The sequence below is a fragment of the Nocardia miyunensis NBRC 108239 genome (assembly GCF_001613065.1).
Lineage (GTDB): Bacteria > Actinomycetota > Actinomycetes > Mycobacteriales > Mycobacteriaceae > Nocardia > Nocardia miyunensis.
The window spans coordinates 1-26914 of sequence record NZ_BDBQ01000067.1 but is presented as its reverse complement, the minus strand read 5'-3'; the positions used below and the strand labels follow the sequence as shown (position 1 = coordinate 26914).

20 protein-coding genes and 2 pseudogenes are annotated in these 26914 nt (G+C 67.4%); 17 read left to right on the top strand and 5 right to left on the bottom strand.

Annotation, left to right across the window (positions count from 1 at the left end):
• Positions 1–62: 62 nt before the first annotated feature.
• Positions 63–3079: pseudogene (locus NM2_RS53085) on the bottom strand (Tn3 family transposase).
• Between the two features lie 295 nt (positions 3080–3374).
• Complete coding sequence (locus tag NM2_RS28505; RefSeq protein ID WP_245718260.1) at positions 3375–4958, bottom strand: MFS transporter; 1584 nt, start codon at positions 4956–4958, stop codon at positions 3375–3377.
• A 98-nt stretch (positions 4959–5056) separates the two neighbouring features.
• On the opposite strand from NM2_RS28505, the gene NM2_RS28500 reads away from it, so the two are divergent.
• From NM2_RS28500 to NM2_RS28480, 5 genes are all read left to right on the top strand, one after another.
• Complete coding sequence (locus NM2_RS28500; RefSeq protein ID WP_067674848.1) at positions 5057–5701, top strand: TetR/AcrR family transcriptional regulator; 645 nt, start codon at positions 5057–5059, stop codon at positions 5699–5701.
• 771 nt (positions 5702–6472) lie between these two features.
• The gene (locus tag NM2_RS28495) at positions 6473–7420 is read left to right on the top strand and encodes a patatin-like phospholipase family protein (protein ID WP_067674845.1); all 948 of its coding nucleotides are present in this window, start codon (positions 6473–6475) and stop codon (positions 7418–7420) included.
• Between the two features lie 132 nt (positions 7421–7552).
• Entirely contained in the window at positions 7553–8266 is a 714-nt protein-coding gene (locus tag NM2_RS28490) for a YoaK family protein (protein ID WP_067674842.1), read from the top strand.
• A gap of 105 nt (positions 8267–8371) precedes the next feature.
• The gene (locus NM2_RS28485) at positions 8372–10453 is read left to right on the top strand and encodes a hypothetical protein (RefSeq protein ID WP_067674839.1); all 2082 of its coding nucleotides are present in this window, start codon (positions 8372–8374) and stop codon (positions 10451–10453) included.
• A gap of 67 nt (positions 10454–10520) precedes the next feature.
• Positions 10521–12116: an ABC transporter substrate-binding protein gene (locus tag NM2_RS28480; RefSeq protein ID WP_157121362.1), complete on the top strand. Its 1596-nt coding sequence runs from the start codon at positions 10521–10523 to the stop codon at positions 12114–12116.
• Between the two features lie 33 nt (positions 12117–12149).
• On the opposite strand, the gene NM2_RS28475 is transcribed toward NM2_RS28480, so the two are convergent.
• On the bottom strand, positions 12150–13067 hold the full coding sequence (locus NM2_RS28475) for an LLM class flavin-dependent oxidoreductase (protein WP_067674836.1): 918 nt from the start codon (positions 13065–13067) through the stop codon (positions 12150–12152).
• A gap of 141 nt (positions 13068–13208) precedes the next feature.
• On the opposite strand from NM2_RS28475, the pseudogene NM2_RS51920 reads away from it, so the two are divergent.
• The 4 genes and pseudogenes from NM2_RS51920 to NM2_RS28460 form a co-directional block, all read left to right on the top strand.
• Positions 13209–14927, top strand: a pseudogene (locus NM2_RS51920) (MFS transporter); the annotation flags it as partial.
• Positions 14928–15920, top strand: a complete 993-nt coding sequence (locus tag NM2_RS51915; protein ID WP_245718267.1) for an MSCRAMM family protein — start codon at positions 14928–14930, stop codon at positions 15918–15920.
• 129 nt (positions 15921–16049) lie between these two features.
• Complete coding sequence (locus tag NM2_RS28465; protein ID WP_067674833.1) at positions 16050–16484, top strand: MarR family winged helix-turn-helix transcriptional regulator; 435 nt, start codon at positions 16050–16052, stop codon at positions 16482–16484.
• 116 nt (positions 16485–16600) lie between these two features.
• On the top strand, positions 16601–17578 hold the full coding sequence (locus NM2_RS28460; RefSeq protein WP_067674830.1) for an aldo/keto reductase: 978 nt from the start codon (positions 16601–16603) through the stop codon (positions 17576–17578).
• Between the two features lie 26 nt (positions 17579–17604).
• Here the strand turns inward: NM2_RS28460 and NM2_RS28455 are convergent, their stop codons facing one another.
• The gene (locus tag NM2_RS28455) at positions 17605–18015 is read right to left on the bottom strand and encodes a PASTA domain-containing protein (protein ID WP_067674827.1); all 411 of its coding nucleotides are present in this window, start codon (positions 18013–18015) and stop codon (positions 17605–17607) included.
• 859 nt (positions 18016–18874) lie between these two features.
• Entirely contained in the window at positions 18875–19303 is a 429-nt protein-coding gene (locus tag NM2_RS28450) for a CBS domain-containing protein (RefSeq protein WP_067675005.1), read from the bottom strand.
• Positions 19304–19436: 133 nt separating this feature from the next.
• Here NM2_RS28450 and NM2_RS28445 point away from each other — a divergent pair, with 133 nt between their 5' ends.
• The 8 genes from NM2_RS28445 to NM2_RS28410 all read left to right on the top strand — a co-directional run.
• Positions 19437–19856, top strand: coding sequence for an Rv3143 family two-component system response regulator (locus NM2_RS28445; RefSeq protein WP_067674824.1), 420 nt, complete (start codon positions 19437–19439; stop codon positions 19854–19856).
• A 375-nt stretch (positions 19857–20231) separates the two neighbouring features.
• Positions 20232–20612 carry an NADH-quinone oxidoreductase subunit A gene (locus tag NM2_RS28440; protein WP_067674821.1) on the top strand — a complete coding sequence of 127 codons (381 nt, stop codon included), beginning with the start codon at positions 20232–20234 and terminating at the stop codon, positions 20610–20612.
• Between the two features lie 128 nt (positions 20613–20740).
• The gene (locus NM2_RS28435; RefSeq protein WP_067674818.1) at positions 20741–21295 is read left to right on the top strand and encodes a NuoB/complex I 20 kDa subunit family protein; all 555 of its coding nucleotides are present in this window, start codon (positions 20741–20743) and stop codon (positions 21293–21295) included.
• Positions 21292–22068: an NADH-quinone oxidoreductase subunit C gene (locus NM2_RS28430; RefSeq protein WP_084531641.1), complete on the top strand. Its 777-nt coding sequence runs from the start codon at positions 21292–21294 to the stop codon at positions 22066–22068. The genes NM2_RS28435 and NM2_RS28430 overlap by 4 nt, the downstream gene beginning before the upstream one ends.
• The gene (gene nuoD, locus NM2_RS28425) at positions 22068–23390 is read left to right on the top strand and encodes an NADH dehydrogenase (quinone) subunit D (RefSeq protein WP_067674815.1); all 1323 of its coding nucleotides are present in this window, start codon (positions 22068–22070) and stop codon (positions 23388–23390) included. Before NM2_RS28430 ends, nuoD begins: the two co-directional genes overlap by 1 nt.
• Positions 23387–24121 carry an NADH-quinone oxidoreductase subunit NuoE gene (gene nuoE / locus NM2_RS28420; RefSeq protein WP_067674813.1) on the top strand — a complete coding sequence of 245 codons (735 nt, stop codon included), beginning with the start codon at positions 23387–23389 and terminating at the stop codon, positions 24119–24121. The genes nuoD and nuoE overlap by 4 nt, the downstream gene beginning before the upstream one ends.
• Entirely contained in the window at positions 24118–25458 is a 1341-nt protein-coding gene (gene nuoF, locus NM2_RS28415; protein ID WP_067674810.1) for an NADH-quinone oxidoreductase subunit NuoF, read from the top strand. Before nuoE ends, nuoF begins: the two co-directional genes overlap by 4 nt.
• Positions 25455–26914, top strand: a 1460-nt coding sequence (locus NM2_RS28410; RefSeq protein WP_157121361.1) for an NADH-quinone oxidoreductase subunit G, incomplete at its 3' end; no start/stop codon positions are given. The genes nuoF and NM2_RS28410, both read left to right, overlap by 4 nt.

The following is a 26914-nucleotide window of genomic DNA, read 5'->3' as shown; positions in this document are numbered from 1 at the left end:
GAGACAACGGCATACCGTAATCGGCTACTTACAGGATGTCGATGAGAGGGTCTGGGGCCAGGTCAGAAGAGGGTGTCGCGGACCCGCAGCGGCCGGTAGCCGGTCGGACCGAGCTGGGCGAGTTCAGCGTCGATGTCGACCTCGATCGCGCCGAAGAAGTTGATGTTGGCGCTGTGCGCCGGGGAGATGTGGGCCAGGACTTCGTCGTCGATCCGCTGTCCGGCCCGGCGCATCTGCTCCACGGCCAGCCCGTAATACTCTGTGGTCCAAGCGATTACCGCGTTGGTGGCCAGGGTCAGGCACCAGGCCTGTTCGGCCTGCTGCTCGAGGTGGCGCGCCCGGATCGTGCCCTCGTGGGCATAGTGCAGGTCGCGGCGTAGCGCGTGCAGCGATTCGCCCTTGTTGAGCTGACGCGAGATCTTGCGCCGATAGTCCGGGTCGGAGAGGTATTTGGCGGCGTAGATGGTGCGCCGCAGCGCCCCGTACTCCTTGAGCGCGGCCGCGAGGGTGTTCTGGCGCCCCGAGGCCGAGAGCTTGCCGACCAGCAGGGAGGCGGTGGCGTGCCCGAACTTCAGCGAGCCGGCCAACCTGAGTAGATCGTCCCAGTGCCCGGCGATCAATTCCAGGTTCAGTTTGCGGGTCAGCAAAGGTCCCACCTGCGCGAACCGCGCCTCGGCGTTGGCGCGGGATTCGCACCGATACAAGGTGATGCGGCCCAGGTCCCGGATACGCGGCGAGAGCTGCACCCCCAGCAGGTCGAACAGGCCGAAGTTCACCAGCGTGACCCCGTGGGTGTCGGTGGCGTGCTCGGTGATCGGCAGATCGGTCGCGTTGCCCAGAATTTCACCGAGCACGTAGTGGGCTTCGCGCTTGGTGGCGACGATGACCTTGGTGCCGTAGGTGGCGTGGGTGTCGGTGACGTGGGTGTAGGTCGACAGCCCCTGGTCGGCGAAGTAGCGGCTCATCGGCCGCGCCGTGGTCGACTTGCCGCGCGTCGGGAAGCGTTGCCCGTCACTGGAAGACAGCGTGCCCGCCCCGAACACCGAGGTCAGGGGCAGGCGCTGGTGATAGTCGATCAGCACCACGTTCGCCGCGCGCAACGTTTCCTCGCGCACATACCATTCGCTGGTCCAGGACAGGATGTCGTAGGTGATGCCGCAGGCCTCGGCCATCCGCGTCAACCCCAGGTTCGTGGAGTGCGCGAGCAGCACCGCGATCAGGTTGCGTTCAACTCGGGGCTGCGGGTGGCTTGGCCGCCGCGATGGGTGAAGCAATCCAGGTAGTGCGTGCGTTTGTCCAGCTCGATAAGCAACGACACGATCGGCGCGAACGGCAGCATCTCGGTCAGCTCAGCCTTGAGCGAGACCGCCTCGGCCGGAACATCTTCCGCGCTCAGTGGCGAGATGATCAGATCACCGGACTCCTCGTCCAGACGCACCGGCCCCCCACCCTCGGCCAGCACGGTCTCCAGCTCGCCGAGCGCGGCCTGCAGCTCGGCGACCACGGCGGCGAGGGCGACGCCGGGATCGGCGGCCCGGCCGACCAGGCGGCAGAACTCCTCACGCTGGGGTTTCCACTGATCGGCGGTAAGCAGGTAGGTGGCGGGGTCGGCGTAACGGCGCGAGCCGGGCACGAACACATCCCCGCTGCGCAACCCGTCTCGCAGGCCCAGCAGCACGCACAGCTCCCAGTAGTGCCGATAGGCGGTGGCGCTGCCGCTCTTTCGAGCGTGGTCGAGGTAGCCGCGCCATTTCGTCGGTACGAACCCGGCCGGGGCGTCGTCGAAAACCTTGCGCCGCCCGGTGGCGTTGAGTTCGCGCAGCATCGCGACCGCGATCAGCAGCTCGGTCGCCGCGGTCCCGCCGGCGAAGCGCACCGATTCGAGCACCGCCGGGGTGAACTGACGCAGATAGTTGTAGGAGGAATCCAGGGCGGCCAGACGCCCGTGATCGCGGGGAAGGCGCGGCTTGGCTTGGGCGAGCGCGGCGCGCAGGCGTTCCCAGCCGATCTTCTCCCCGCGGATCAGCGCGCCGATCTCCTCATCGGCCACCGTCGGGTCGGTGACGATCGTCAACAGGTCATCGAGCAGCGCTTGGCGGTCCTCGCCGGATTTACCCCGCTCGGCCAGTTCCTGCTGCATCTTGCGTTCGGCGGCACCGAATTTCGCCGAGATCGCCTGATCGAACAACGCGACCACTTCATCGAGCACGTCGGAACCAGACTGGGCGAGCACGGTGAGCAGGATCGGATACCGGCGCTGCGGATCGCGGCGCTCCAGAGCCTGTGGGGTCAACCGGCGCCCCATCGTCGCCAGGAACCGGCGGCGCTCGGCGGGCAGCACCGACATATCCAGCCGATCAGCACCCAGCCCGCGCAGGAACGCCAGCTTGTCGACCTCGGCGCGCACCGCCGCCGCCGAAGCCTCGACCGGCCCGGTCGAGAGCCACCGCAACCGTGAAACCCCCAGCGAGGCATCGGTGACCAGCAGCGCGTCCAGCTCGACGCAGCGCGCCGGGGTGAACTCGTAGGCCAAGCGGTCATAGGTCTCGCGCTGGGCCTGCTCACGAGCATGAGCGATACGTTCGACCATGCTCACCGGGCCCGGCCGGATCACCCGCGCCGAGATCAGATACTCACACCCCAGCCGGAACAGCAGCGTCGGGGAATCGTGCTCCATCGCCCGCGCCAGCAGGAACTCGTCGAGTTCCTTGAACTCCATCGCCCCCGCCGAGCGCCAGCCCAGGTACCGAGCGACCAGCCGCAGGTGCTCGGTGCGGGTCTGCGCGCGTCGGCCGTAGGAACCGATCTCGGTGGGATCGACCTTCAACTGCTCGGCCAGCCGCGCCACCGCCACCGGCGGGGCGCCCACCACGCGATCGGGCACGAACCCCAGCCACGGCAGCGTGCACAACGCGATCGCGATCCCGAGTCGATCGGCCGGACCGCGACCCCGCCCGGGATCGATGAACGCGGCATCGGCCGGCGACAGGGTGAAGTACCGGAACAGCTCCTCGCGGCTGATCTCGGGGAACTCCCGCAGCCGTGCCAAATCCCCATCCGCGAACACCCGCGTTGCCACGAATCTGACCTCCGGCACCAACCAATAACGTTGGGAGCCAAGCCAACCAGCAACCGGCGATCACCGCAGGCCGAACCCGCGATTCAGCCTCGGCTCACCGTGGCTGCGCATATCCGTTGTTTTTCGGCAGTTGCTACCGGAACCCCAACTGTACGCGCCCGGTCAGCGTCGATCCGTCCTGGACATCGAGGGTGCACGGCATTGCATCCGAATACCGCACCGCTACAGCAGCTTTCACCCAGTCAATATTCGAACCGAACAGGCGGTAGCCGTGAGAGAATGCAGTAGTGCAGCATCAGTGCACGGGGACCGAGGATTTACCCGAGTTTTCGCCACGCCGTACCCCTGAGGCGAACAGGGCACCGACGATCAGCACCCCCATCCCAACCCACAACGCGGAGTGCAGCCCGGTCATGAATGCCTCGTGACAACCGGCGACGATGGCCCGCTGCACCAGGTCGGGCATGCCGGGAACGGCCGGGGCAACGCCCTGGGCGACATACTCTTTCGCCGGCAGGAGGTGTTCGGCAACCGGAATCGGGACGCCGGCGCCGGCTAGTTTGCCGATCAGGACCGCGCCCACTTTCTGTGACATGACCGATCCGAGAATTGCCGTACCCATTACGCCGCCGAGTTGCAGTGCCGTGCTCTGCAGGCCGCCAGCGATGCCGGCATCGTCGACGTCGGCGTTGCCGATGATCGCATCCGAGCTGGATGTCATCACGAAGCCGATTCCCAGTCCGAGCAGTACCAGTGCGGGCCATACGGTGCTGTAGCTGGAACCGGGTTCGAGACGAGTCAGCAGCGCCATCGCCGCCGCGGCCGCGAACAGGCCAGCGACCATCGGGGCGCGGGGGCCGATCCGCTCGGTGATAAGTCCGCCGACCGGTGCGGCGACCATCAGCGAAACGCTCAAGGGCACCACGCGAACTCCGGCTTCGATCGGTGAGAACCCTTGCACGCTCTGCAGAAACAGCGTCAAGAAGAACAGCACGCCGAACATGGCGAAGAAGTTGACCAGCACGACCACGCTGCCGATGCTGAGCGACCGGTTGGTGAACAGGCGCATGGGCAGCAACGGGTTTCGCGACCGCAGCTCGATTATTACGAAGACGCCGAGCAGCACTGCGCCTCCGATGATGAAGGCGAGCGTCTTGCCGGTGGTCCATCCCCACTCCTGGGCTTTGACCAGGCCGTACACCACCATGAACAGCGAGACGGCGAGCGTGGCCGTGCCGGGCAGGTCGAAGGTCTCGACGCGGTTCTCACTGCGGCTCTCGCGAATGGCAAACAATCCGAATGCGACGGTGATGACGGCGATCGGGGCATTCACGTAGAACACCGACTCCCAGTTCACGTGCTCCACCAGAATTCCCCCGATGATCGGGCCGGCGGCCACCGATACGGCGGAAGCCCCGCCCCAGATACCGATCGCCGCATTCAGCTTGTTCGCCGGAAACGCGGCGCGCAGGATCGCCAGCGTATTCGGCATGAGCAGTGCTCCGAACACCCCTTGGAGGGCTCGCAGCGCGATGACGCCGGAAACGGATCCGATCAAGCCGATGCCGACCGATGTGGCGGCGAACCCGATCACACCGACCATGAAGATCAGGCGGCGCCCGAATCGGTCACCGAGCTTTCCGCCCAGGACAAGGAGAGTGGCCAGGGCCAGCAGATACGCGTTCGTGATCCACTGCAGATTCGAGAGTGAGGCGTGCAGATCCGCGGCGATCTTCGGGTTCGCTATCACTACCACCGAACCATCCAGGCCGACCATGAAAACGCCCAATGCGACGCTTGCCAGTGTCCACCAGGGATGCCCGCCCGGATTCGCGAGCTTCGGTACCGCGGCCGCGGCGCGCGTTGCCGTTGGGTTCAAGGTGTGCCTTCCTTCCAGTCAGCAAGTGGAGGTCTTCCTCCTGTTATCGCCGAGCCTAACTTAACCGGATGGAATCCTCCACTTGCTAGTATCCAGGTGTGACGAGAAGGACAGTGAGTGCGCTGCGTGCGGATGCCCAGCAGAATCGGCAGCGCATCATCGATGCGGCGTCCAAGCTGTTCAAGCGGGCCGGCATCGACGTGCCCCTCGAGGACATCGCTCGCGAAGCCGGTGTCGGGATCGCCACGCTGTACCGGCGATTCCCCAATCGTTCCGAACTGACTGCCGCGGCCTTCGCGCAGCAGGCGTCGGTATACGTCGACGTCATCGACGCGGCCACCGCCGAGCCCAACCCGTGGGAAGGCCTGTGCCGCTTGGTCAATGGGCTCTGCGAACTCCAGGCAAGTGACGCGGGCCTCCGGCAATTCGTCACAATGACCTTCCCGGATGTGCCCGAGGTGCAGGAAATGGTCGACTCGATCGAGTCCAAGATCGAGAGCTTGCTGGACCGAGCCAAGTATGCGGGTTCGCTGCGACCGGACGCGACCACCGCGGACATCGTCCTGATGTTGTTGGGCAACAACGGAATTCTCGGTAGATCGTGGCCGCAGGCAGAGGTCGCCTGGCGCCGATATGCCGCTTTGTTCCTCGACAGCCTACGGCCCAGCCTCGAGTCGGCACCGCTGCCGCCCGCACCGTCTCCCGACACGATCCGCGAGGCCCTGAAGAATCCGTATACCTAACCGGATCGCGCTGGACGGGGCGGCCGCCGGTGCTGACCGACTCGGAGTTGATATGTCTGGCGGTGGCCCAGTCTCTGCTCGGGTTCACCCTCGAGGCGCACTGGCTGCGGTAGCCCGCAAGCATCCGGAATGTTCCCGTATCTGCCCAGCAGCCCGGCTGCAACAAGCGTCTGTGCAACGCCGTGCGCCTGGTCAAGCGGGTCATCCGGATGCTGGCCCACTCCAGCGATTTCTGGCTCGACGACTGCTGGATCGTGGATTCGGCCCTCACCGCACCGACCCACCTGGACGCGGCACTAGCCGACCCATCATCCGCCGTGCGCCCCGCGTCGCAGAGCCGCGGCGCGCGATCACCGTTCCGGTCGATCACAGCCCGCAATAGCTGCGATGACACGCAATGTGGTCGCCGGTGGGCCCTGGTCGGGCATGTCGGGACTGCGGCGTGGTTGCAACCGGCAGGTGCCGCCGGGATCGACTTAGACGTTGTGGCAGAAGGGATTTCGTTCGTGCCCCGAGTCGTCTTCGGCGCGGTCACTGTTCGAATCGGCGGCAATACAACAGGCGACGTCCGCACAGTGCGGACGAGACCGGCAGGCGCCGCGCCAGCGTAGATCCGTCCTGGCGACAACGAGGTTGCACCGCATCGCACCCGACGTAGTCGAAACCGAGCCGCCCGCGCTGGCCGATGCCGGGTATCCGCTGGCAGGGCCTGCGAGGGCACTGTGATAAACCGGATTGCGGTTCGTCTCGTATTGCCGGAAGGGTCCGCTCGTGTCGCTCGATGAAGCCGGGTCTCCGGTTGCCGATCTGATCGCCGCGCGGCGGGCGAGCGGGAGTGTTCCCGGGCAGCGGAGTGACGGGGCGCGGTTGGCGCTGGTGATCGAAGGCGGGTCGGCGCGGGGGGCGTATTCGCACGGGATGGCGATGGGGCTCGAGGATTTGGGGGTGCTGAACTGCTTCGACGCGGTATACGGGGCCTCGGCGGGTGCGCTGAACGGGGCGTGGCTGCTGTGCGGGCGGGCGAATCGGTCGCGGCGGGCCTGGCATGCGGATGTGGTGCGGCGGGTGATCGATCCGGCGCGGGCGCTGCGCGGCGGGCGCGTGGTCGACACCCGATATCTGGTGCACACGGTGTACGAGCGGATCGTGCCGATGGATTTCGCCGCGATCGTGAACTGCCCGGTGAGCTTCCATCCGATCGGCACCGACACCGCCGACGGCGCGGCGGTGGACCTGCATCCGCACATCACCGATCCGGCCTCCCTGCAACGCGCGCTGCTGGCCACCACCTGTCTGCCGATTCTGGCCGGTCGGTCGGTGGAGGTGGCCGGACGCCGCTTCGTCGATGCGGGCCTGTCCGAATCGGTGCCCATCCACACCGCCCTGGCCCAGGGCGCGACCCACGCGCTCGTGCTGCGCACCCGCCGCATTGACGAAATGCCCAGCGTCCCTTCGTCAATCGAAACTCGCGTGGTCGCGCGGTACCTGTCCCGGCACGCACCCGGCGTGGTCCAGAACTGGATCGCCCGAGCCGATCAGCACGCCCGCGACGAACGCGTCCTCACCGGCGACCGCGCCATCCTGCAAATCCACCCGCCCCGGCACGCACCGGCGATCGGACGCGTCGGACGCGACTCGGCGGTATTGCTGCGCGCGCTGGACCTGGGCCGGGAGGCGACCCTCGCGGCGCTGCCGGGATTGACGCACGTCACCGGCTGAGGTCACCGCACCACGCCCGATCCGCTAGAGCAGCATTCGGGACTCCTGGCCGATCCGGATCACACCGATGCCCGCAGGGCGTCCCATCTCACAATCAATGCACCGACCTGCGCAGATTGCTAGCCTGTCGCTGTGACCGCGAACTCGAACGACTCACGCGAACCGTTCTGGGATCTGGAAACCCGTCTGGCCACCGCACTGCTGATCCTCGCCGGATTCGTCGGCGCCGCCGCCTACACCCACTCGCAGGGCTACTTCGTCACCTTCATGACCGGCAACACCGAACGCGCGGTCATCGGCGGATTCCTGGGCGATTTCTGGCTGGCGTGGGGTGCGTTCCTGCTGATCGTCTGCTTCCTGACCGGTGTGCTGTGTGCCTCGGTCTGCCGACGGCACTGGTGGCGCAACCACCCGCACGGCGCGACGATGCTGGCCACCTTCGCGCTCGCGATCGCCGCGTCGGTGGACGCATTCAGCCGCGAGTCGAGCGTGGGACTGATCCCGATCCTGTTCGTCGCATTCGCCATGGGTTCGCTCAATACCTCGTTCGTGCGTAATGGCGAGGTATCGATTCCGGTCACCTACGTCACCGGGACGTTGGTCAAATTCGCCCAGGGCGTCGAGCGGCACATTGCCGGGGGCACCCACCGCGAATGGCTCGGCTATGCGGTGCAGTGGCTGTCGTTCGTCGTCGGCGCCGCGATCGGCGGACTGGTGAGCCTGGTCGTGAACGGCGACGAGATGCTCATCGCCGCCACCGTCGGCTCGGCCCTGGTCGCCGCCTACACCTGGCGCGCGGACATCCGCTGGGTGCGCCGCCAGGAGCAGGCCCGCACCGGAAACTGAGGCGCGCAAGCGAATTCGCCCCCATAATTCGGGCTTGACACGGGCTCCCGTCGGGCAGAGCCTGTCTTCTACACACGCGATCGTATTCCGGCGGAGGGGGAATCGATGCCCGACGAGATCAGCATGCGCGAAATTCTGCCCGTACTCGTCGAACGACTCACCGAACCGCCGCATGAGCGCGATCAGCCACGGCCACGGCCGGTATTGGTACTGGAAGGCTGCGGCGGCTCGGGCCGAACCGGCGCATTACTGGAAATTCTGGATGAATGGAAGGATAGGACATACGCGGAGCGCCTCACTTCCCGTGAATGGGAACTCGCCAACCGCGCTGCCGACGACGGCACGGACGAACGAAATCCCCTGCGCCCACTCATGGTCGCGATCATGGTGTGGCTGGGCAGGCGGCTGCCCGGATTCCGCCTCACCCGGATGCGAATGCTGGTGGCGCACATCGCGATCAGCACCGACTTTCGTCACTTGGCCCTCGACGACCAGTTGCGGCTGCTCGACGACGAACTCGACAAATATTGCGACCCAAAGCAATTGCGCGCTCTGCTGGACGGAATGACCCGATTCGTCGGGGCCATGATCCCCAATCCTCCACCGCCCCTGAACATCGTGCTCGATGCCGCCAAGGTCGAATGGATCAGCGCGGCGGTGCCCGCGATCGTGCGCAAGGCGATACGCCGCAGACTCGACCGCGCCGTGCGATGGTACGGACATCGCGACCTGGGCATGGTGGACAGGCCCGAGCAAGTGCTGATCGACCTGAGTAACCATGCGCGACTGCGTGATCCGGTAGTCCAGCGCAGCGTGGACGACATGCTGACCGGCGCTCTGCTGGCGGACCTGCGCGAGAGCGTGAGCAAGCTCGGGACGCGAACCCCCAACATCCTGCTGCTGCTCGACGACGGCGATCTGCCGATGGCCACCGCGTTCACGCTGTCGCTGCTGCGGGTGCGCGGGCTCGTCGCGGCCGCCTCGGCCCGAACGGCCGAATCCCTCACCGACCCACTCACTCTCGTCACCACCAGCTCCGGCGCTCTCACCGCCGCCCTACACGAACAGTCGGATCACCAACCGGCGTGGCGCGAGACCGAGGTCCGTACGATCCTCGCCGCGGATACCGCATCGGGTCAGCGGGCACACTCCATCCCCGACCTCGTGGCGCGCGGCGCACCCGCATTGGCGACCCGCTCGTGGTTGCGGGCCGAGCTGACCGGCTTCACCACGGACGAAATACTCCTGCGGGCCAACACCATCGCCCCCTTCCGCGCCCGGACGATCGCCGCGAACCTCGAGCGCCTGACCCACCGGCATCACGAAGCCACCGAATTGGCGCTACAGAAGATCAGCGCGAATCACCGTCTGTGGGACGATATCGAGGCTTTGCTCGCCAGCCGGGTACCGCTGGGCACCCGCGCCCCGGCGGACGAACACACGCACGAGCATGCTCCCGCGGACAGACGCACCCCCGCAGCCGACCCCTCGCTCGAGAAACACCTGCTGATCGTGTTCGCGGCCGGGCTCGATCCTGGGCCGCGACCCACCGAGAAACTCATCGACGCCCTGGTCACCGTCTCAGCGGCCCGGAATCTGCCCGAGGCGCGGAGTCTGTTCGATCTGCACGACCACGACACGATCGATGCCGTCCATCACCCGCTGTACACCTCATCCACGCTGTGGCGCACGGATTCTCCCGATGCGGCGCCGCAGATGCATCCCCTCGCCCGCTATCTCGGCCTGCGGGCACTGGCAACTCGCGCGGAACCGAAACTCGGCTGGAACGCCGTATTCGGACTGCTGCGTGCCCGGTGCGGCAGCAACGACATGATCGCCCGGCTGTGCTGTGATCGCCTGCTGCACAGGAATATCGAGGTCGTGCGCGAGCTGGCCGAACTACACGCGAGGCTGTCGTGGCAGGACTGGACAGCGCTGTTCGGCAAGATCGTCGCCGCCCCCGACCCCCACCCGGAGGCACCCGAAGTCGCTGTCCTGCGTGACCTGTTCACGGAGGACACTCGCGAGTGGCATATCGCGACTCTGCTGGCCGCGGTGCCCGCCTCTCGAAATCCCTGTGTGACCGACTCCGCGACCCGTGATCTCCTGCACCGGCAGATCGGGCGCGCCGAGACGTTCCTCGCCGATCCGGACACCGGCCCCTCCGGGCCGCGAATCCGGTACTGATGCGAAACCCGTTCCGCACATTGCGGATCCACTCTCTCCGATCGAAAGGCACGTGATGAACCGCCGCGTGAGGAACCACCGATGGCGGCAGCGGCTGAAGGACTGGTTCATGCCGTGGACCGTGGGGCCACCGCGCCTGTTCCGCGTCTGGCGGCCCTTGCTGGGAATGCTCACCGCCGCCGCTGTCGTAGCCACCGCCATCGTGTACATCCCGGATATCCGGCAGGTTTTCACCTGCGGCCACGGCTGGGAGACCAGCACACCGACCTGGCACGCGGAACACCAGTGCGTCGGCCTGAGCGCGGGGCCCTACGACTTCGGCATCCACGAATTCGCTCACGTCATGCAGGTCATCCAGAAGCAGAACGACGCAGCCGCGGTGAACTGCCCCGACGGCACCCCCGTCACCATCGGCGTGCTGCTCAGCCTCACCGACCCCTCGGTCGGTGGCCGTGCGCTCGACGAACTCGAGGGGATGGCAGCGGCTCAGTACAACGCCGACGATTTGAACTGTCTGCACCCGGTGAAGCTGCTGGTCGGCCAGCTCGGCGACGATCAGCACGGCTCCGGCCCCCGCGAGGTCGCGCAGGCCATGGCCGTGCGCGGTGACGTGGTCGCTGTCGCCGGTGTGGGCCTGAGCTACCAGACCACCACCGAAGTCATCGAAACCCTTGCCGCGGCGCAGATTCCGATGATCGGCGATGTCGTGACCGCCGAGGGGTTCGACCGGGACGGCTCGCGGACCGACAATCCGATCTATGACGGCTGCGCCGCGCGGGAGACCTATCAGCGCGGCGTCGCGCAGGACTACTTCTATCGGGTCGCATTCCGAGTAGGGGCCCAGATCGATGCGCTGGCGGCGATACACCCGCCGACCCCCGATTTCGTCATGGTCCCGACCGGCACCACCGATCCCTACACCTGCACCGCACTGCCCCTGCTGGATCGCGCTTTCCACACCCAGGTCCCGAGCGTCAAATTCGACACCGACGAACCCAGCACGGTCGTGCAGACCGCCGAACGGGTCTGTGCCGCAACGGCAGACGTCACGGTCGCCTATCTGGCCCGCGGCCGCGACCTGAGCCGTTTCCTGACCAGCGTGGACCAGGAAATCGGCAACGGGCAGTGCACTCCGCACTCGATCACCGTGATCGCGACCTCCGACGCGGTGCGGCTGACCACCCCCGAATCCGACCCGGTTCTGGAGGATCTGCGCGGCAACGCGCTGAGCTCGGCCAGTTTCACCGACGGCCGGGTCCGGCTGCTGTCGAGCATGATCGCCGACACTCACCGGCCATCCGACGACAACGCCTTCCTCGACTACAAGAAGGCCTTCACCGCGGCCCGGCTCGACCGCGAACGCCTCGATCAGGGGTGGGCGGTCAACGGCTACGACGCGGTGACCACCATCGCCACCGCGGTGCATACCCTGCACCAGCACGATCCGGTCACCCGCGGCAATGTGAACGTGGCGATCAGCGGATACAACACGGCCACGCACTCGATCCCCGGCGCGGGCGGGAACATCTATTTCGACAACGCCGGGAACCGCGTCGGCGCGGCCCCCGCCGTGGTCCAGGTGTGCCCGGTGGCCAAGATCCACGACAGCCACGGACCGGACACCGTACGGACCGTTCTCGTAAACCAGGGAGAACACTGCTGACCCCACGGAACGCCGCGAGCCGCGCGTCCGCGCTCAGCGCAGATTCGGGATAACCTCCGCGGCAAGGCGTTCGGCCTGCTCGGCCTCGTCCGACAACGGGGTGAACAACACCAGTTCCGCGCCGGCGTCGATCACGCGCCGGACCGAGTCGGTCACCTCCGAAGCGGTCCCCGCGACCCCTACGGGGGCGAAAGCGTCTGTGCCGTAGAGCTTTTCCAGATCGGTCTCGATCCGCGCGCGGGTGCGCGCCGCATCGTCACCGATCGCGACGTAAATCCGTTTGGCGATCGGAAACGTCCCGGGGTCGCGCCCGGCCGCGTCGAGTTCCTTGCGCAGCAGCCGCACGTGATCGGCGAAGGCTTCACCGGTGCTCGATCCCGCGCCGAAGAATCCATCGCCGAGCCGGGCCGCGCGCCGCAGCGCCGCGGGATGCCCGCCGCCGAACCAGATCGGCGGGCCGGGCTTGCGGAACGGTTTCGGTTCCATCCGCGCGCCCTCGAGCTGCCAGAACCGGCCGTCGAAACTCACGCTGGGCTCGCTCCACAGCGCCCGCATCAGCTCGATCCCCTCGGTGAACCGGGTCAACAGCCCCTCGGGCTGCACGCCGAACGCCGCGAGCGCCCGGCCCTTGCCGCCGAAGCCGACCCCCACTTCCACGCGGCCGCGGGAGAGTTGATCCAGCGTGCTCAACGACCGCGCCAGATGCACCGGATTGTGCAGGGTGCTCACGAATACCGAACAGCCCAAACCGATTCGGGAGGTGCAGGCCGCGGCATAGGTCATCGTCTCGATCGCGCCGAGTTGCGGCATCGACCCCGCGGTCAGGACCTGTTCCTGAGTCCAGGCACTGTGAAAGCCCAGTTCCTCGATCCGTCGCAGACGGGCCCGAAATCCGTCGGGATCGAACGTGCCGTCGGCGAAGAACTGCGGTATCGAGATCGCGAAGCGCATGCCGATGCCAACACCGCTCGCAGCGGAGTATTCCCACCCCAGCTGTGACCAATTCCCTATTCACTCCATTTAGTTAGTTAGCATATTGCAACTATATTGAGTACGGCACTATTCGTCTGCAATCCTCGGGGAGAGGGACTCTTGGCTTCCGCACAAACACCCGCCGACCTGGACGTCGGCGACGTCCAGACCGTTCGCCGGCGGCTCCGCGTCGACCACGACCACCCGCACTACAAGTGGGTAGCGTTGTCGAACACCACGCTGGGGATGCTGATGGTCACCATCAACTCCTCGATCGTGCTCATCTCGCTGCCCGCGATCTTCCGCGGCGTCCACCTCAACCCGCTCGAGTCGAGCAACGTCAGCTACCTGCTGTGGCTGATGATGGGCTTCCTGCTCACCTCCGCGGTGCTGGTGGTCATGTTCGGACGCTTGGGCGACATGTTCGGCCGAGTGAAGATCTACAACGCCGGATTCATCGTCTTCACCATTTCGGCGATCCTGCTCTCGTTCGACCCCTTCGACACCGGCGGCGGAGCCATCTGGCTGATCGCCTGGCGCGTGGTGCAGGGTGTCGGCGGCGCCATGCTGATGGCCAACTCCTCGGCCATCCTGACCGACGCCTTCCCGGCCAAACAGCGTGGTTTCGCCCTGGGCATCAACCAGGTCGCGGCGGTGGCCGGTTCGTTCCTGGGCCTGCTGCTGGGCGGCCTGCTGTCCGAGTGGGACTGGAAGGCCGTGTTCTGGATCAGCGTGCCCTTCGGTGTCATCGGCACCATCTGGTCCTACCGGTCGCTGCACGACAACGGCCAGCGCACCCCCGGTTCGCTGGACATCCCCGGCACCGTGACCTTCGCCGTCGGCCTCACCGCGCTGCTGGCCGGTATCACCTACGGAATCCAGCCCTACGGCGGCTCCAACACCGGCTGGACCAACCCGTGGGTGCTGACCGGCGTCATCGGCGGACTCGCGCTGCTGGTGATCTTCTGCGTCATCGAATCCAAGACGCGCCAGCCGATGTTCCAGATGTCGCTGTTCCGCAGCAAGACCTTCGCCCTGGGCAACTTCGCCGGACTGATGGCCTCGGTCAGCCGAGGCGGCATGCAGTTCATGCTCATCATCTGGTTGCAGGGCGTCTGGCTACCCCAGCATGGCTACAGCTTCGAGGACACTCCCCTGTGGGCAGGCATCTACATGCTGCCCCTGACCGTCGGATTCCTGGTGTCGGGCCCGATCTCGGGCTATCTCAGCGACCGCTACGGCGGGCGGATCTTCGCCGCGGGCGGGCTGCTGCTGGCCGCGATCACCTTCATTCTGCTGATCATCATCCCGGTCAACTTCAACTACTGGCTGTTCGCGCTGATCATCCTGCTCAACGGCCTGGGCACCGGTATCTTCACCTCGCCCAACACCGCCGAGGTCATGTCCTCGGTGCCGGCCAACCAGCGCGGCGTGGCCTCCGGTATGCGGGCCACGCTGATGAACGGCGGCATGGCACTGTCGATCGGCATCTTCTTCTCGCTGATGATCGCCGGGCTGTCCGGCACCCTGCCGAACGCGATGAATTCCGGACTGCGCAGTCAGGGCATCCCCGCGGACATCGCCAACCAGCTCGCGAACACCCCGCCGGTGGGCAGCCTGTTCGCCACGTTCCTGGGCTACAACCCGTTCAAGGAGATGATCTCCCCCGACGTCCTGAACCAGCCCGGTGTGAACGGCAGCACCATCACCGGCCAGGAATTCTTCCCGCACCTGATCTCCGGACCGTTCCACTCCGGTCTGATCGCGGTGTTCATCGCCGCGGCGGTGATGCTGCTGCTCGGCTCGATCGCCTCCTGGTTCGCCAAGGGTGACTACGCCGTGGACGAGGCCGCCGAACTGGCCGAGGCCGCCCGCGAGGGCATCTTCGACGAGGACACCACACAGCTGCCAGTCGTCACCAACGGCCACCCCGCAGCCGGCACGATCACCGCGCCGGCTCCCGCGACGTTCCGCGCACCCGCCGTACCGTCGACCCGCCCGCTGGTCGCGGACGGACGGGCCATCAGCGGCCGGGTCGTGCGCTCGGACGGCTACGTGGTCCCCGGGGTGGCGCTGACGCTGATCGACCAACGCGGACACCAGGTTTCGCGTGCGACCGGCAATCAGCAGGGCGAGTACGTCATCGAGCCGCCCGCTCCGGGCAGCTACGTGCTGATCGTCTCGGCGGGCGGACATCAGCCCGCCGCGGTGAACGTCAGCGTCGACGGCCGCCCGCAGCGCCTGGACGTGCCGTTGCAGGGTGCGGGCGAGGTGACCGGCGTGGTGCGCTCGGCCGTCGACCTGCGGCCGCTGGCCGGGGCGACGATCACCCTGACCGATATGCGCGGCGAGGTCGTCGGGGCCGCGGTCTCCGACGCCCGCGGCGACTACGCCTGCCAGGGCGTGGTGTCCGGGGTGTACACGCTGGTCGCGGTCGCCGACCACATGCGGCCCACCGCGATCACGCTGACCGTCCCCGACAGCGGAGTGCTGGCGCAGGACATCGAGCTCAATACGATGTCGGTGCTGAGCGGTTCGGTGTGGGCCGGCGGACGAGCCGTGCCCGACGCCCAGGTCATCGTGCAGGACGCGACCGGGGGCGTCCTCGGCTCGGTCCGCACCGACGACGAGGGCCGCTACACCGTCACCGATCTGGCCGAGGGGCAGTACACCGTGGTCAGCCGTGGTTACCCGCCGGTCTCGAGCCGGGTGCGCATCACCGGCTCGCAGGTCTCCCACGATCTGGAACTCGGTTACGACCAGCCCGCCGACACCGCTGACGGCAGCAGCAACGGCCGCCATGCCGCGAGTGTCACAGCGGAATACGAATAGGGATCCACGCGTGGTGCGCGGCGGGAACGTGCCTGCCGCGCACCACGCGTCCCGGCTGCCCCCGAAACGGGCATACTTGCTCATACAGCCATGCGATGGGGCATCCAGCCGGGTAGGAGCGAGGATCGGATGATTCAGCAGCACAACGCCGAACGTCTCACCGAGGCGTCCGACGTTTACCTGGCCGTCGGCCGGATCACCCGTCTGCTGCGCCGCGCCGGGGACACCTCCCTGAGCCCCGGCTCGGCCGCGGCCCTGGGCACGCTCGTGCGGTGCGGGCCGATGCGCCTGGGTGATCTGGCCGCCGCCGAACGCGTCACCGCACCCACCATGTCCCGCATCGTCACCCAGCTCGAGAAGGGCGGGTACATCCGGCGCGCTCCCGACCCGATCGACGGCCGCGCCCACGTGCTCTCGGCCACCGCGCCGGCACAGGACATGGTCAACGGCATCACCTCCGCGCGCATCCAGCGCTTCGCCGAGGCCCTGGACAAGCTGCCCGACGACGAACGCCGCATCCTGGCGACCACGCTCACCCGGGTCGTGGACCTGCTCGACGGGTGACCGGACGCGGCACGGACGCATCGATTTGACCTGGAGTGCGCTCCAGCACCTAGCGTCGTGGATGGTGAGCACAGCTCATCCCCGCCAATCCCGGTGTCATCCAGGAGGATCCATCCATGATCGCGACCCGAACACTCGGAGATCTCACCGTCGGCGCCCAGGGCCTGGGCTGTATGGGCATGAGCCAGGCCTACGGCGTGCGCGACGACGACGCCGAATCCATCGCCACCATCCACCGGGCTCTCGAGCTCGGCGTCACCCTGCTGGACACCGCCAACGTCTACGGCACGGGAACCAATGAGGAACTCGTCGGGCGCGCCATCGCCGGACGCCGTGACCAGGTCGTGCTGGCCACCAAGTTCGGCATCGTCTGGGGTGAGAACGGCACGATGGGCGCGCGCGGCGACGCCGCCTACGTCAAGCAGTGCTGCGAGCAGTCCCTGACCCGCCTCGGAGTCGACCACATCGACCTGTACTACCAGCATCGCGTCGATGCGAACGTCCCGATCGAGGAGACCTGGGGCGCGCTGGCCGAGCTGGCCGCCGAGGGCAAGATCCGCTACGCCGGGATCTCCGAGGCCGCCCCGGACACCATCCGCCGCGCCCACGCGGTGTTCCCGGTGACCGCGCTGCAGAGCGAATGGTCGCTGTGGACCCGCGAGATCGAGGACCAGGTGGTGCCGGTCTGCCGTGAGCTGGGCATCGGCATCGTGCCGTTCTCCCCGCTGGGCCGCGGTCTGCTCACCGGCGCGATCACCTCCACGCAGGAGCTGCCCGCGGACGACATGCGCCGCGGCATGCCGCGTTTCGCCGAGGGCAACCTCGACCGCAATGTGGCGATCGTCGCGGAGCTGCGCGCTCTCGCACAGGAGAAGGGCTGCACCGCAGGACAATTGGCGCTGGCCTGGGTACAGAGCCGCGGCGCGGACGTGGTCCCGATCCCGGGCACCAAGCGCCGGACCTACCTCGAGCAGAACCTCGCCGCGACCGAGATCACCCTCACCCCCGAGGAATCGGCCCGCATCGAGGACGTCACCGCGGACGTGGCCGGGGCCCGCTACCCCGAACGCTTCGCCGGCGCCGTGGGCAAGTAGCGCAGAGCGGGAGTCGCCGCGGCCGGTCAGTTGTGCTGCGCCGCGGTGACTTTCAGCGTGATCGGGGTCTGCGCGGTGACCGAGGCGCCCGCGGCCGGCGACTGCGAGGTCACCGTCCACGGCTTGGTCATCCCGGCCGCGTCGTGCATGACGTCGGTGCCGTCCGGGGCGGTGATCGCGGTGATGTTGTAGCACAGCGCCGCCCCGACGACCATGTCGCCGAGCGCTTTACCGCGGAAGTCGGGCAGCCGCTGGGGCCAGGTCTGGCTCTGGCACTGCTGCGCCGCGGTCTGCGCGGAACTCTCCGCGGCCTCCGACGTGCTCGCCGCCGAGGACGTCGAGGCCGCACTCGAGCCGTCCGAGCCTCCCGAGGAACCGCATGCGCCGCACGCGAGGGCGGCGGCAAGGGTCAACACGGTGATCGCGGTGCGACGCATAGAGTTTCCTTCGGACCAGGGCCGGGTATACCGACCGTCGTAGCGGTGCGCCACAGACCCTAATACGCGCGGTGACGACGGCATCGATCGGTCCGGCTCGCGCGCGCGAGCTCGAACGTCCGCGGGCGGCAACCACATTCGTGCGCACCTACCGGAAATTCGCTCATCTGATCAGGTTCAGACCGGTCGGATTGCCGTGAATTGCCTTTTTCGACTGTAATTTTCCGGCCACGGCGTCAGGAGTGAGTATTCAGGTCGCGGCGCCGTTTCGGGTGGTGAGGTCCGAGGGTTTCGGCGCATCCCGGACCCCACCCGATCAGCGGTGCATCGACCGCGAGCCTGATGTCGGCGAATCGCCCACCGGAATTCTGCCTCGAATTCCCCTCACGCGTTGCCATTTCGCTGTTACGAATCAATGAAATTCTCCACGGCGATTGATCCGGGGCACACACCGCCGACTCGGCACATTGCGCCGCCGATTATTCGCCGAGTTCGCCGTGAGCCTGTCCAGCCTTCGAATTCGTCCGCCGCGCCGCCCGCCGCACATCGGCTGCGGCGCACGGCATCACCGGCAGCCCGCCGGTGAGCCACCCGGGTTTGCGGGGATATGTCGCCCGCACTTACCGTCGATTCGACAGTGCTCTCGACGAACGGAATCAACTCGATGTCCCTGCTCGACTTCGGCTCGGCCGCGCTCAACCTCACCAACACGGTGACCTCGATCATGTCCAACGTCACCTACCTGCTGCACGCCTGGGGCAGGTGAGTTCTCGATCGGGGATCCCCGCCGGTCGACGGCCGGGATCCCCGATCGGCGCGGTCCCCCGACCACGTTGCCGCACAACGTATCCCGCGCGTTTCACCCCTGTAGGTACTGCTCCAGATGCTCGCGCTCGGTCTGCAGTTCGGAGATGGCGTTCTTGACCACGTCGCCGATGCTCACGATCCCCACCATCCGCCCGTTCTGCACCACCGGCAGATGACGGATGCGATGTTCGGTCATCGTCGGGCGCAGACTCTCCACCCGATCTTCCGGCGAGCAGGTGTGCACGACCATCGTCATGATGTCCGCGACCGGCCGGTCGAGCAGCTGGGCACCCATCCGGTGCAGGCGCCGCACGACATCGCGCTCGGAGACGATGCCGTCCAGCGCCAGCCCGTCTCCCGAGACCACCACCGCCCCGACATTGTGCTCGGCCAGCACCCCCAGCAGCTCCCGGACCGTGGCCTGCGGCCCGATCGTGACCACCTCGGCGCCCTTCTTGCGTAGAACCTCGGAAATTCGCATGGCATCCACCGCCTCGTCGCATGTTCCCGGTACTCAGGATCTCGCGTTTCGTCCCCGATGACCAGCACGGATTCATACCGTGACCCACCGAGTGCGGCGAACCTGCCACGCCGGGTCGGTGCGCGGACGTACCATGCCGAACGTGGCCGAAGCGAACCGTCCCGCGGTGCTGCGGGTTCTCGTGTACAGCAGCGATTCCGACACTCGCCGCCAGGTGATGCTGGCTCTGGGGCGGCGTCCGCACCCGGATCTGCCACCGCTCGAGTACCTCGAGGTGGCCACCGCCCCGGTGGTCATCGACCGGCTCGACGCCGGTGGCATCGATCTGGCCATCCTCGACGGCGAGGCCGCACCCACCGGCGGGCTGGGCGTGGCCAAGCAGCTCAAGGATGAGGTCGACGACTGTCCGCCGATCCTCGTGCTCACCGGCCGCCCCGACGACGCCTGGCTGGCGAACTGGTCCCGCGCCGAGGCCGCGGTCCCGCATCCGATCGACCCGTTCCGGCTCACCGAGGCCGTGGTCGGCCTGCTGCGCGATTCCGAAGCCGCCTGAACGCACCGCAAACCCGGTTCTCCCCGAACGCCCGGCTCCCGCGGAGCCGGGCGTTCGGCGTGTCCGGGATGCGCCAGGAGCCGGATTCCGGACGTGACGAATCCGGTCATTACGCCGTTTCGGTCATAAGTGACAGTTCTGAATTCGATCAAACACGGCTGTCAATCCGCAGGCATTGAGAAGGATCGGTTGTAGGCTGTGCTGTAGCTCACACGAGTGCGGGCGCTGGTATGAGTACCCCGCCCCGTCAGGTCCCTTACCCGTCCGCGCTCCTGGCCGAGCGCGCCCTAGGGGCGAGACTGGCCCGGCAGACGACGATGTCAGCCCCGCCTCGGCTGCTGCCGTCCGAGGACACGGAGAAGGGGTTGTGCAGTTGTGAATAATGAAGTTCCCACACTCGTTCTCGGCGCGATCGCCGCGGCGTTCGCGGTGGGGTCGCTCCTGCTGGCCGCCCTCATCGGGCCCAAACGCCGCAATCGGGCCAAACTCGAAGCCTACGAGTGTGGTATCGAACCGACACCCCACGCCGTCGCCGGAGGTCCGGGAAACGCTGCCGGACAACGTTTTCCAGTCAAGTACTACCTGACCGCGATGCTGTTCATCATCTTCGACATCGAGATCGTGTTCCTGTATCCGTGGGCGGTCCACTTCGACGCACTGGGCCTGTTCGGCCTGGCCGCGATGGCGCTGTTCATCGTCAACGTCTCCATCGCCTACGCCTACGAATGGCGGCGCGGCGGCCTGAGCTGGGACTGAACCCCGCGCCCCCGCAACCGCGGGGGCGCACACCAACGAGAACCCCGAATAAGCACACGGAACGGCAAACCCGCCCTCCGGTCCGCACCGGAGCGAGGGTTTCGAGGACGGAAGCGAGTCGGTCCGAGATGGGTCTGGAAGAGAAACTGCCCAGCGGATTCCTGCTGAGCACGGTCGAACAGTTCGCCGGATACCTGCGCAAGGGCTCGCTGTGGCCCGCGACGTTCGGTCTGGCCTGCTGCGCGATCGAGATGATGGCCACCGGCGCGGGCAGGTTCGACAGCGCCCGATTCGGCATGGAGGTCTTCCGCGCCTCCCCCCGGCAGGCTGATCTGATGATCGTCGCCGGGCGCGTCAGCCAGAAGATGGCCCCGGTCCTGCGTCAGGTGTACGACCAGATGACCGAACCCAAATGGGTGCTGGCCATGGGCGTGTGCGCCTCCTCGGGCGGGATGTTCAACAACTACGCGGTGGTACAGGGCGTGGACCATGTGGTGCCCGTGGACATCTACCTGCCCGGCTGCCCGCCGCGCCCGGAGATGCTCCTGCACGCGATCCTCACGCTGCACGAGAAGATCCAGCACATGCCCCTCGGGGTCAACCGCGAGGAGGCCGTGCGCGCCGCCGAGGCCGCCGCCCTGGCGGTCACCCCGACCATCCAACTGAAGGGGCTGCTGCGATGACATTCGACTCCCCCGGCGCCGGCGAGAGTCCACCGGAGGCCGCGGTGAACGAAAACCCTTCCGGCGCAGAACGATCCGATGCCAACCCGGCGTCCTCGGGCGAGCCCGGGCCCGCCGGCGAGGAGGTGATCGGCGTGCGGCGGGGCATGTTCGGTGTCACCGGCAGCGGTGACACCTCCGGCTACGGCGGCCTGATCCGCACCCTGAGCCTGCCCGGCAGCACACCCCCGCCCTACGGCGGCTACTTCGACGACCTGGTCGACCAGCTGCGAAAAGCGTTGTCCGACGAGGGTTTCGCCGCCGCGATCGAGAAGATCGTGGTGTTCCGCGACGAGCTGACCCTGCACGTTCGCCGCGATCAGCTGCTCACCGTCGCGCGCACCCTGCGCGATGCGCAACCGCTGCGTTTCGAGCTGTGCCTGGGCGTGAGCGGGGCACACTATCCCGACGACGCCGAGCGCGAGCTGCACGCGGTGTACCACCTGGTGTCGATCACCCACAACCGGCGGCTGCGCGTAGAGGCCGCCGCACCCGACGCCGATCCGCACATCCCCTCGCTGTATTCGGTGTATCCCACCACCGACTGGCACGAGCGGGAGACCTACGACTTCTTCGGCATCCTGTTCGACGGCCACCCCTCGCTGACCCGGATCGAGATGCCCGACGACTGGCACGGACACCCCCAGCGCAAGGACTACCCGCTCGGCGGGATCCCGGTCGAGTACAAGGGCGCGCGCATTCCGCCGCCCGACGAGCGGAGGACGTACAACTGATGAGCGAGATCGATACCCGGCGCGAGCAGCAGCCGGGAGAAACCACCGTCACCGTCGTCGGACAGGACTGGGACGATGTGCGCGAGGCCCTCGACGGCGCGGCCGAGGAACGCATCGTGGTCAACATGGGCCCGCAGCATCCCTCCACCCACGGTGTGCTGCGGCTGATCCTGGAGATCGAGGGCGAGACCGTCACCGAGGCCCGCTGCGGCATCGGCTACCTGCACACCGGCATCGAGAAGAGCCTCGAGTTCCGCAGCTGGGTGCAGGGGGTCACCTTCGTCACCCGGATGGACTACCTCTCGCCGTTCTTCAACGAGACCGCCTACTGCCTCGCGGTGGAGAAACTGCTCGGCATCACCGAGGCGATTCCCGAGCGCGTCAACGTGATTCGGGTGATGTTGATGGAGCTCAACCGGATCTCCTCACATCTGGTGGCCTTGGCCACCGGCGGTATGGAACTGGGTGCGCTGACTCCGATGCTGTTCGGATTCCGCGAACGCGAACTGATCCTGGACATCTTCGAGTCCGTCACCGGCCTGCGGATGAACCACGCCTACATCCGCCCGGGCGGCCTGGCCCAGGATCTGCCCGAGGACGGGGTGGCCAAGATCCGGGATCTGTTGGCGCTCATGCCCAAACGCCTGCGCGATATGGAACTGCTGCTGAACCAGAATCCCATCTGGAAGGCCCGCACCCGCGACGTCGGCTATCTGGATCTGGCCGGGTGCATGGCCCTGGGCATCACCGGCCCGGTCCTGCGCGCCACGGGCCTGCCGCACGATCTGCGTAAATCCCAACCGTACTGCGGATACGAGAACTACGAGTTCGACGTCATGACCGACACCGGCAGCGACTGTTACGGCCGCTACCTCATTCGCGTCAACGAGATGCGCGAATCGCTGAAGATCGTCGAACAGTGCCTGGACAGACTCCGGCCCGGCCCGATCATGGTGGAGGACAAGAAGATCGCCTGGCCCGCGGACCTGGCCCTGGGCCCGGACGGCCTGGGCAACTCCCCCGAGCACATCGGCACCATCATGGGCACCTCCATGGAGGCGCTGATCCACCACTTCAAACTCGTCACCGAGGGGATGCGGGTGCCGCCCGGCCAGGTGTACTGCGCGGTCGAATCCCCGCGCGGCGAACTGGGTGTGCACATGGTCAGCGACGGCGGCACCCGCCCGTACCGGGTGCACTTCCGTGATCCCTCGTTCACGAATCTGCAAGCCGTGGCCGCGATGTGCGAGGGCGGCATGGTCGCCGACGTCATCGCGTCCGTGGCGAGTATCGACCCGGTGATGGGTGGTGTCGACCGATGACGCAGATCATGTTGAAGCTGACCACCCGGCCCATCCCGTATCCGGCCGAGGTGCACGACCGCCTGGCCGCGGACGCCGAGCGGATCCTGGACTGCTATCCGCAGTCCCGTTCGGCGCTGCTGCCGCTGCTGCATCTGGTGCAGAGCGTGGAGGGATACGTCTCGGGCACCGGAATCGGTTTCTGTGCAGAGCAATTGGGCCTGACCGATGCCGAGGTGACCGCGGTCGCCACCTTCTATTCGATGTACCGCAGCACCCCGACCGGGGACTATCACGTCGGGGTGTGCACCAATACCCTGTGCGCGGTGCTGGGCGGCGACGAGATCTTCGCGACGCTGAAGGAGCATCTGGGCGTCGAGCACGGCGAGACCACCCCGGACGGCAGCATCACCCTCGAGCACATCGAATGCAACGCCGCCTGCGATTACGCACCGGTGCTGACGGTCAACTGGGAGTTCTTCGACAACCAGACCCCCGAATCCGCACGCGCCCTGACGGATTCGCTGCGCAGCGGCCGACCGGTCACCGGCACCCGCAGCGCCCTGCCGGTGTGCACGTTCCGCGAGACCGCGCGGGTGCTGGCCGGATTCCCGGATGAGCGCCCCGGGGTCAACGCCGGCGAACCGGGTGCGCCCACGCTCGCCGGACTGCGCGTCGCGCGCATTGCCGAGGTAGCCGAACCAACTCTGCCCCAATATGATTCGAATGCCGCCGACGGGAGCGACCGGTGAGCCTGGCACCTGTTCTGACCCGCTACTGGGACGAACCGCAGTCCTGGACGATGGGCGCCTACCGCCGCCACGACGGCTACCGCGCCCTGTCCGATGCGCTGCGCATGCAACCGGACGAGGTCATCGCCACCGTCAAGGATTCCGGGTTGCGCGGACGCGGCGGCGCGGGCTTCCCCACCGGCATGAAATGGGGATTCATCCCGCAGGGCCCCGGCCCCGACGGCACGACCAAACCCCACTACCTGGTCGTCAACGCCGACGAGTCCGAACCCGGCACCTGCAAGGACATTCCGCTCATGCTGGCCACCCCGCACACGCTGGTCGAGGGGGTGATCATCGCGGCGTACGCGATCCGCGCGGCGCAGGCGTTCATCTACGTGCGCGGCGAGGTCGTGCCGGTGCTGCGGCGGTTGCAGGTCGCGGTCGCCGAAGCCTATGCCGCGGGCTATCTCGGACAGGACATCCTCGGCTCGGGCTACGACCTGGACCTGATCGTGCACGCCGGTGCGGGCGCGTACATCTGCGGTGAGGAGACCGCGCTGCTGGACTCGCTCGAGGGCCGCCGCGGCCAGCCCCGGCTACGCCCGCCGTTCCCGGCCGTCGCGGGCCTGTACGCCTGCCCGACCGTGGTCAACAACGTCGAATCCATCGCCAGCGTGCCCTCGATCATCCGCAACGGCGTGGACTGGTTCCGCACGATGGGCTCGGAGCGTTCCCCCGGATTCACGCTGTACTCGCTGTCCGGGCACGTCACTCGACCCGGCCAGTACGAGGCGCCCCTGGGCGTCACGCTGCGCGAGTTGCTCCGCCACGCCGGGGGCGTGCGCACCGGGCACACCCTGAAATTCTGGACGCCGGGTGGATCGTCCACCCCGCTGTTCACCGCCGAGCATCTGGATGTGCCGCTGGACTACGAGAACGTCACCGCGGCCGGATCCATGCTGGGCACCAAGGCATTACAGATCTTCGACGACACCACCTGCGTGGTGCGTGCGGTCCTGCGCTGGACCGAGTTCTACGCGCACGAATCCTGCGGCAAGTGCACGCCCTGCCGGGAGGGCACCTACTGGCTGGTGCAACTGCTCGAACGCATCGAGACCGGCCACGGCACCGGCGCGGATCTGGACACGCTGCTGGACGTCGCGGACAACATCAACGGCAAGTCGTTCTGCGCCCTCGGCGACGGCGCGGCCAGCCCGATCTTCTCCTCCCTCAAGTACTTCCGCGAGGAATACGAGGACCACCTGCGCGGCGGCGGGTGCCCATTCGACCCGGCCCGCAGCACCGCGTGGGCGTCCGCCGACCCCGCCATCGCCGAACGAGGAGGCGCGCGATGACCGCCACGGTCCGTACCGACACCAGCGGGGTCACCCCCGCGGATCTGGTGAGCCTGACCATCGACGACGCCACCGTCAGCGTGCCCGCCGGGACACTGCTGATCCGCGCGGCCGAACTGGTCGGCATCCAGATCCCCCGATTCTGTGATCATCCGCTGCTGGATCCGGTCGGCGCGTGCCGGCAATGCCTGGTGGAGGTCGAGGGGCAGCGAAAACCGGTGGCGTCCTGCACGATTCCGGTCACCGAGGGCATGGTCGTGCGCACCCAGCTCAGTTCCCCCGTCGCGCGCAAATCGCAGGAGGGGGTGATGGAGCTGCTGCTGATCAACCACCCGCTGGACTGCCCGGTCTGCGACAAGGGCGGGGAATGCCCGCTACAGAACCAGGCCATGTCCTCCGGACGCGCCGAATCCCGGTTCGAGGGCGTCAAACGCACCTACCCCAAACCGATTCCGCTGTCGAGCGCGGTGCTGCTGGATCGCGAACGATGCGTGCTGTGCGCGCGCTGCACCCGCTTCTCCCAGCAGGTGGCCGGTGATCCGTTCATCGATCTGATGGATCGTGGTGCGCTGCAACAGATCGGCATCGCCGACGGTGAACCGCTGGACTCCTACTTCTCCGGCAACACCGTGCAGATCTGCCCGGTCGGCGCGCTCACCGGCAGCACCTACCGATTCCGTGCCCGCCCGTTCGATCTGGTGTCCAGTCCGGCGGTGTGCGAGCACTGCGCCTCGGGCTGCGCCCAGCGCACCGACCACCGCCGCGGCACCGTGCTGCGCCGCCTGGCCGGTGACGACCCGCAGGTCAACGAGGAGTGGAACTGCGACAAGGGCCGCTGGGCGTTCACCTACGCCACCGAGCCGGACCGGCTCACCACACCGCTGGTGCGCGGCTGGGACGGCACCCTGGCTCCCGCGTCCTGGTCCGAGGCCCTGGCCCGCGCCGCGGAGGGACTGGCCTCCGCGCACGGTAGCGCCGGTGTGCTCGTCGGCGGCCGCAGCACCCTCGAGGACGCCTACGCGTATTCGAAGTTCGCGCGAATCGCGTTGGGCACCAACGATATCGACTTCCGCGCCCGCGCCCACTCGGCCGAGGAGACGCAGTTCCTGGCCGCCCGCATCGCCGGACAGGGCGTGCGCGTGGACTACGCCGCGCTCGAGACCGCGCCGGTGGTGCTGCTGGCCGGATTCGAACCCGAAGAGGAATCACCGATGGTGTACGTGCGGCTGCGCAAAGCCGCACGTAAACACGGCCTGCCGATCTATTCGCTCGCCGCGTACGCCTCGCGCGGCCTGGAACGCATGGCGGGCACGCTGATCCGCACCGTGCCCGGCCAGGAACCGCATCTGCTCGAGGCGCTGCGCACCGGCGACGGTCCCGCCGATCTCGACGCACCGGGCGAGCTGCTGCGCAGTCCCGGCGCGGTGATCCTGGCCGGGGAACGCCTCGCGGCGGT

What these genes read in the sequence shown, in the direction of transcription:
- nuoD (WP_067674815.1), top strand. Translation starts at nt 22,068, where the DNA reads ATGAGCGAGATCGATACCCGGCGCGAGCAGCAGCCGGGAGAAACCACC.
- NM2_RS28455 (WP_067674827.1), bottom strand. Translation starts at nt 18,015, where the DNA reads ATGCGTCGCACCGCGATCACCGTGTTGACCCTTGCCGCCGCCCTCGCG.
- NM2_RS28460 (WP_067674830.1), top strand. Translation starts at nt 16,601, where the DNA reads ATGATCGCGACCCGAACACTCGGAGATCTCACCGTCGGCGCCCAGGGC.
- NM2_RS28435 (WP_067674818.1), top strand. Translation starts at nt 20,741, where the DNA reads ATGGGTCTGGAAGAGAAACTGCCCAGCGGATTCCTGCTGAGCACGGTC.
- NM2_RS28445 (WP_067674824.1), top strand. Translation starts at nt 19,437, where the DNA reads ATGCCGAACGTGGCCGAAGCGAACCGTCCCGCGGTGCTGCGGGTTCTC.
- nuoE (WP_067674813.1), top strand. Translation starts at nt 23,387, where the DNA reads ATGACGCAGATCATGTTGAAGCTGACCACCCGGCCCATCCCGTATCCG.
- NM2_RS28450 (WP_067675005.1), bottom strand. Translation starts at nt 19,303, where the DNA reads ATGCGAATTTCCGAGGTTCTACGCAAGAAGGGCGCCGAGGTGGTCACG.
- NM2_RS28475 (WP_067674836.1), bottom strand. Translation starts at nt 13,067, where the DNA reads ATGCGCTTCGCGATCTCGATACCGCAGTTCTTCGCCGACGGCACGTTC.
- NM2_RS28485 (WP_067674839.1), top strand. Translation starts at nt 8,372, where the DNA reads ATGCCCGACGAGATCAGCATGCGCGAAATTCTGCCCGTACTCGTCGAA.
- NM2_RS28430 (WP_084531641.1), top strand. Translation starts at nt 21,292, where the DNA reads ATGACATTCGACTCCCCCGGCGCCGGCGAGAGTCCACCGGAGGCCGCG.
- NM2_RS28465 (WP_067674833.1), top strand. Translation starts at nt 16,050, where the DNA reads ATGATTCAGCAGCACAACGCCGAACGTCTCACCGAGGCGTCCGACGTT.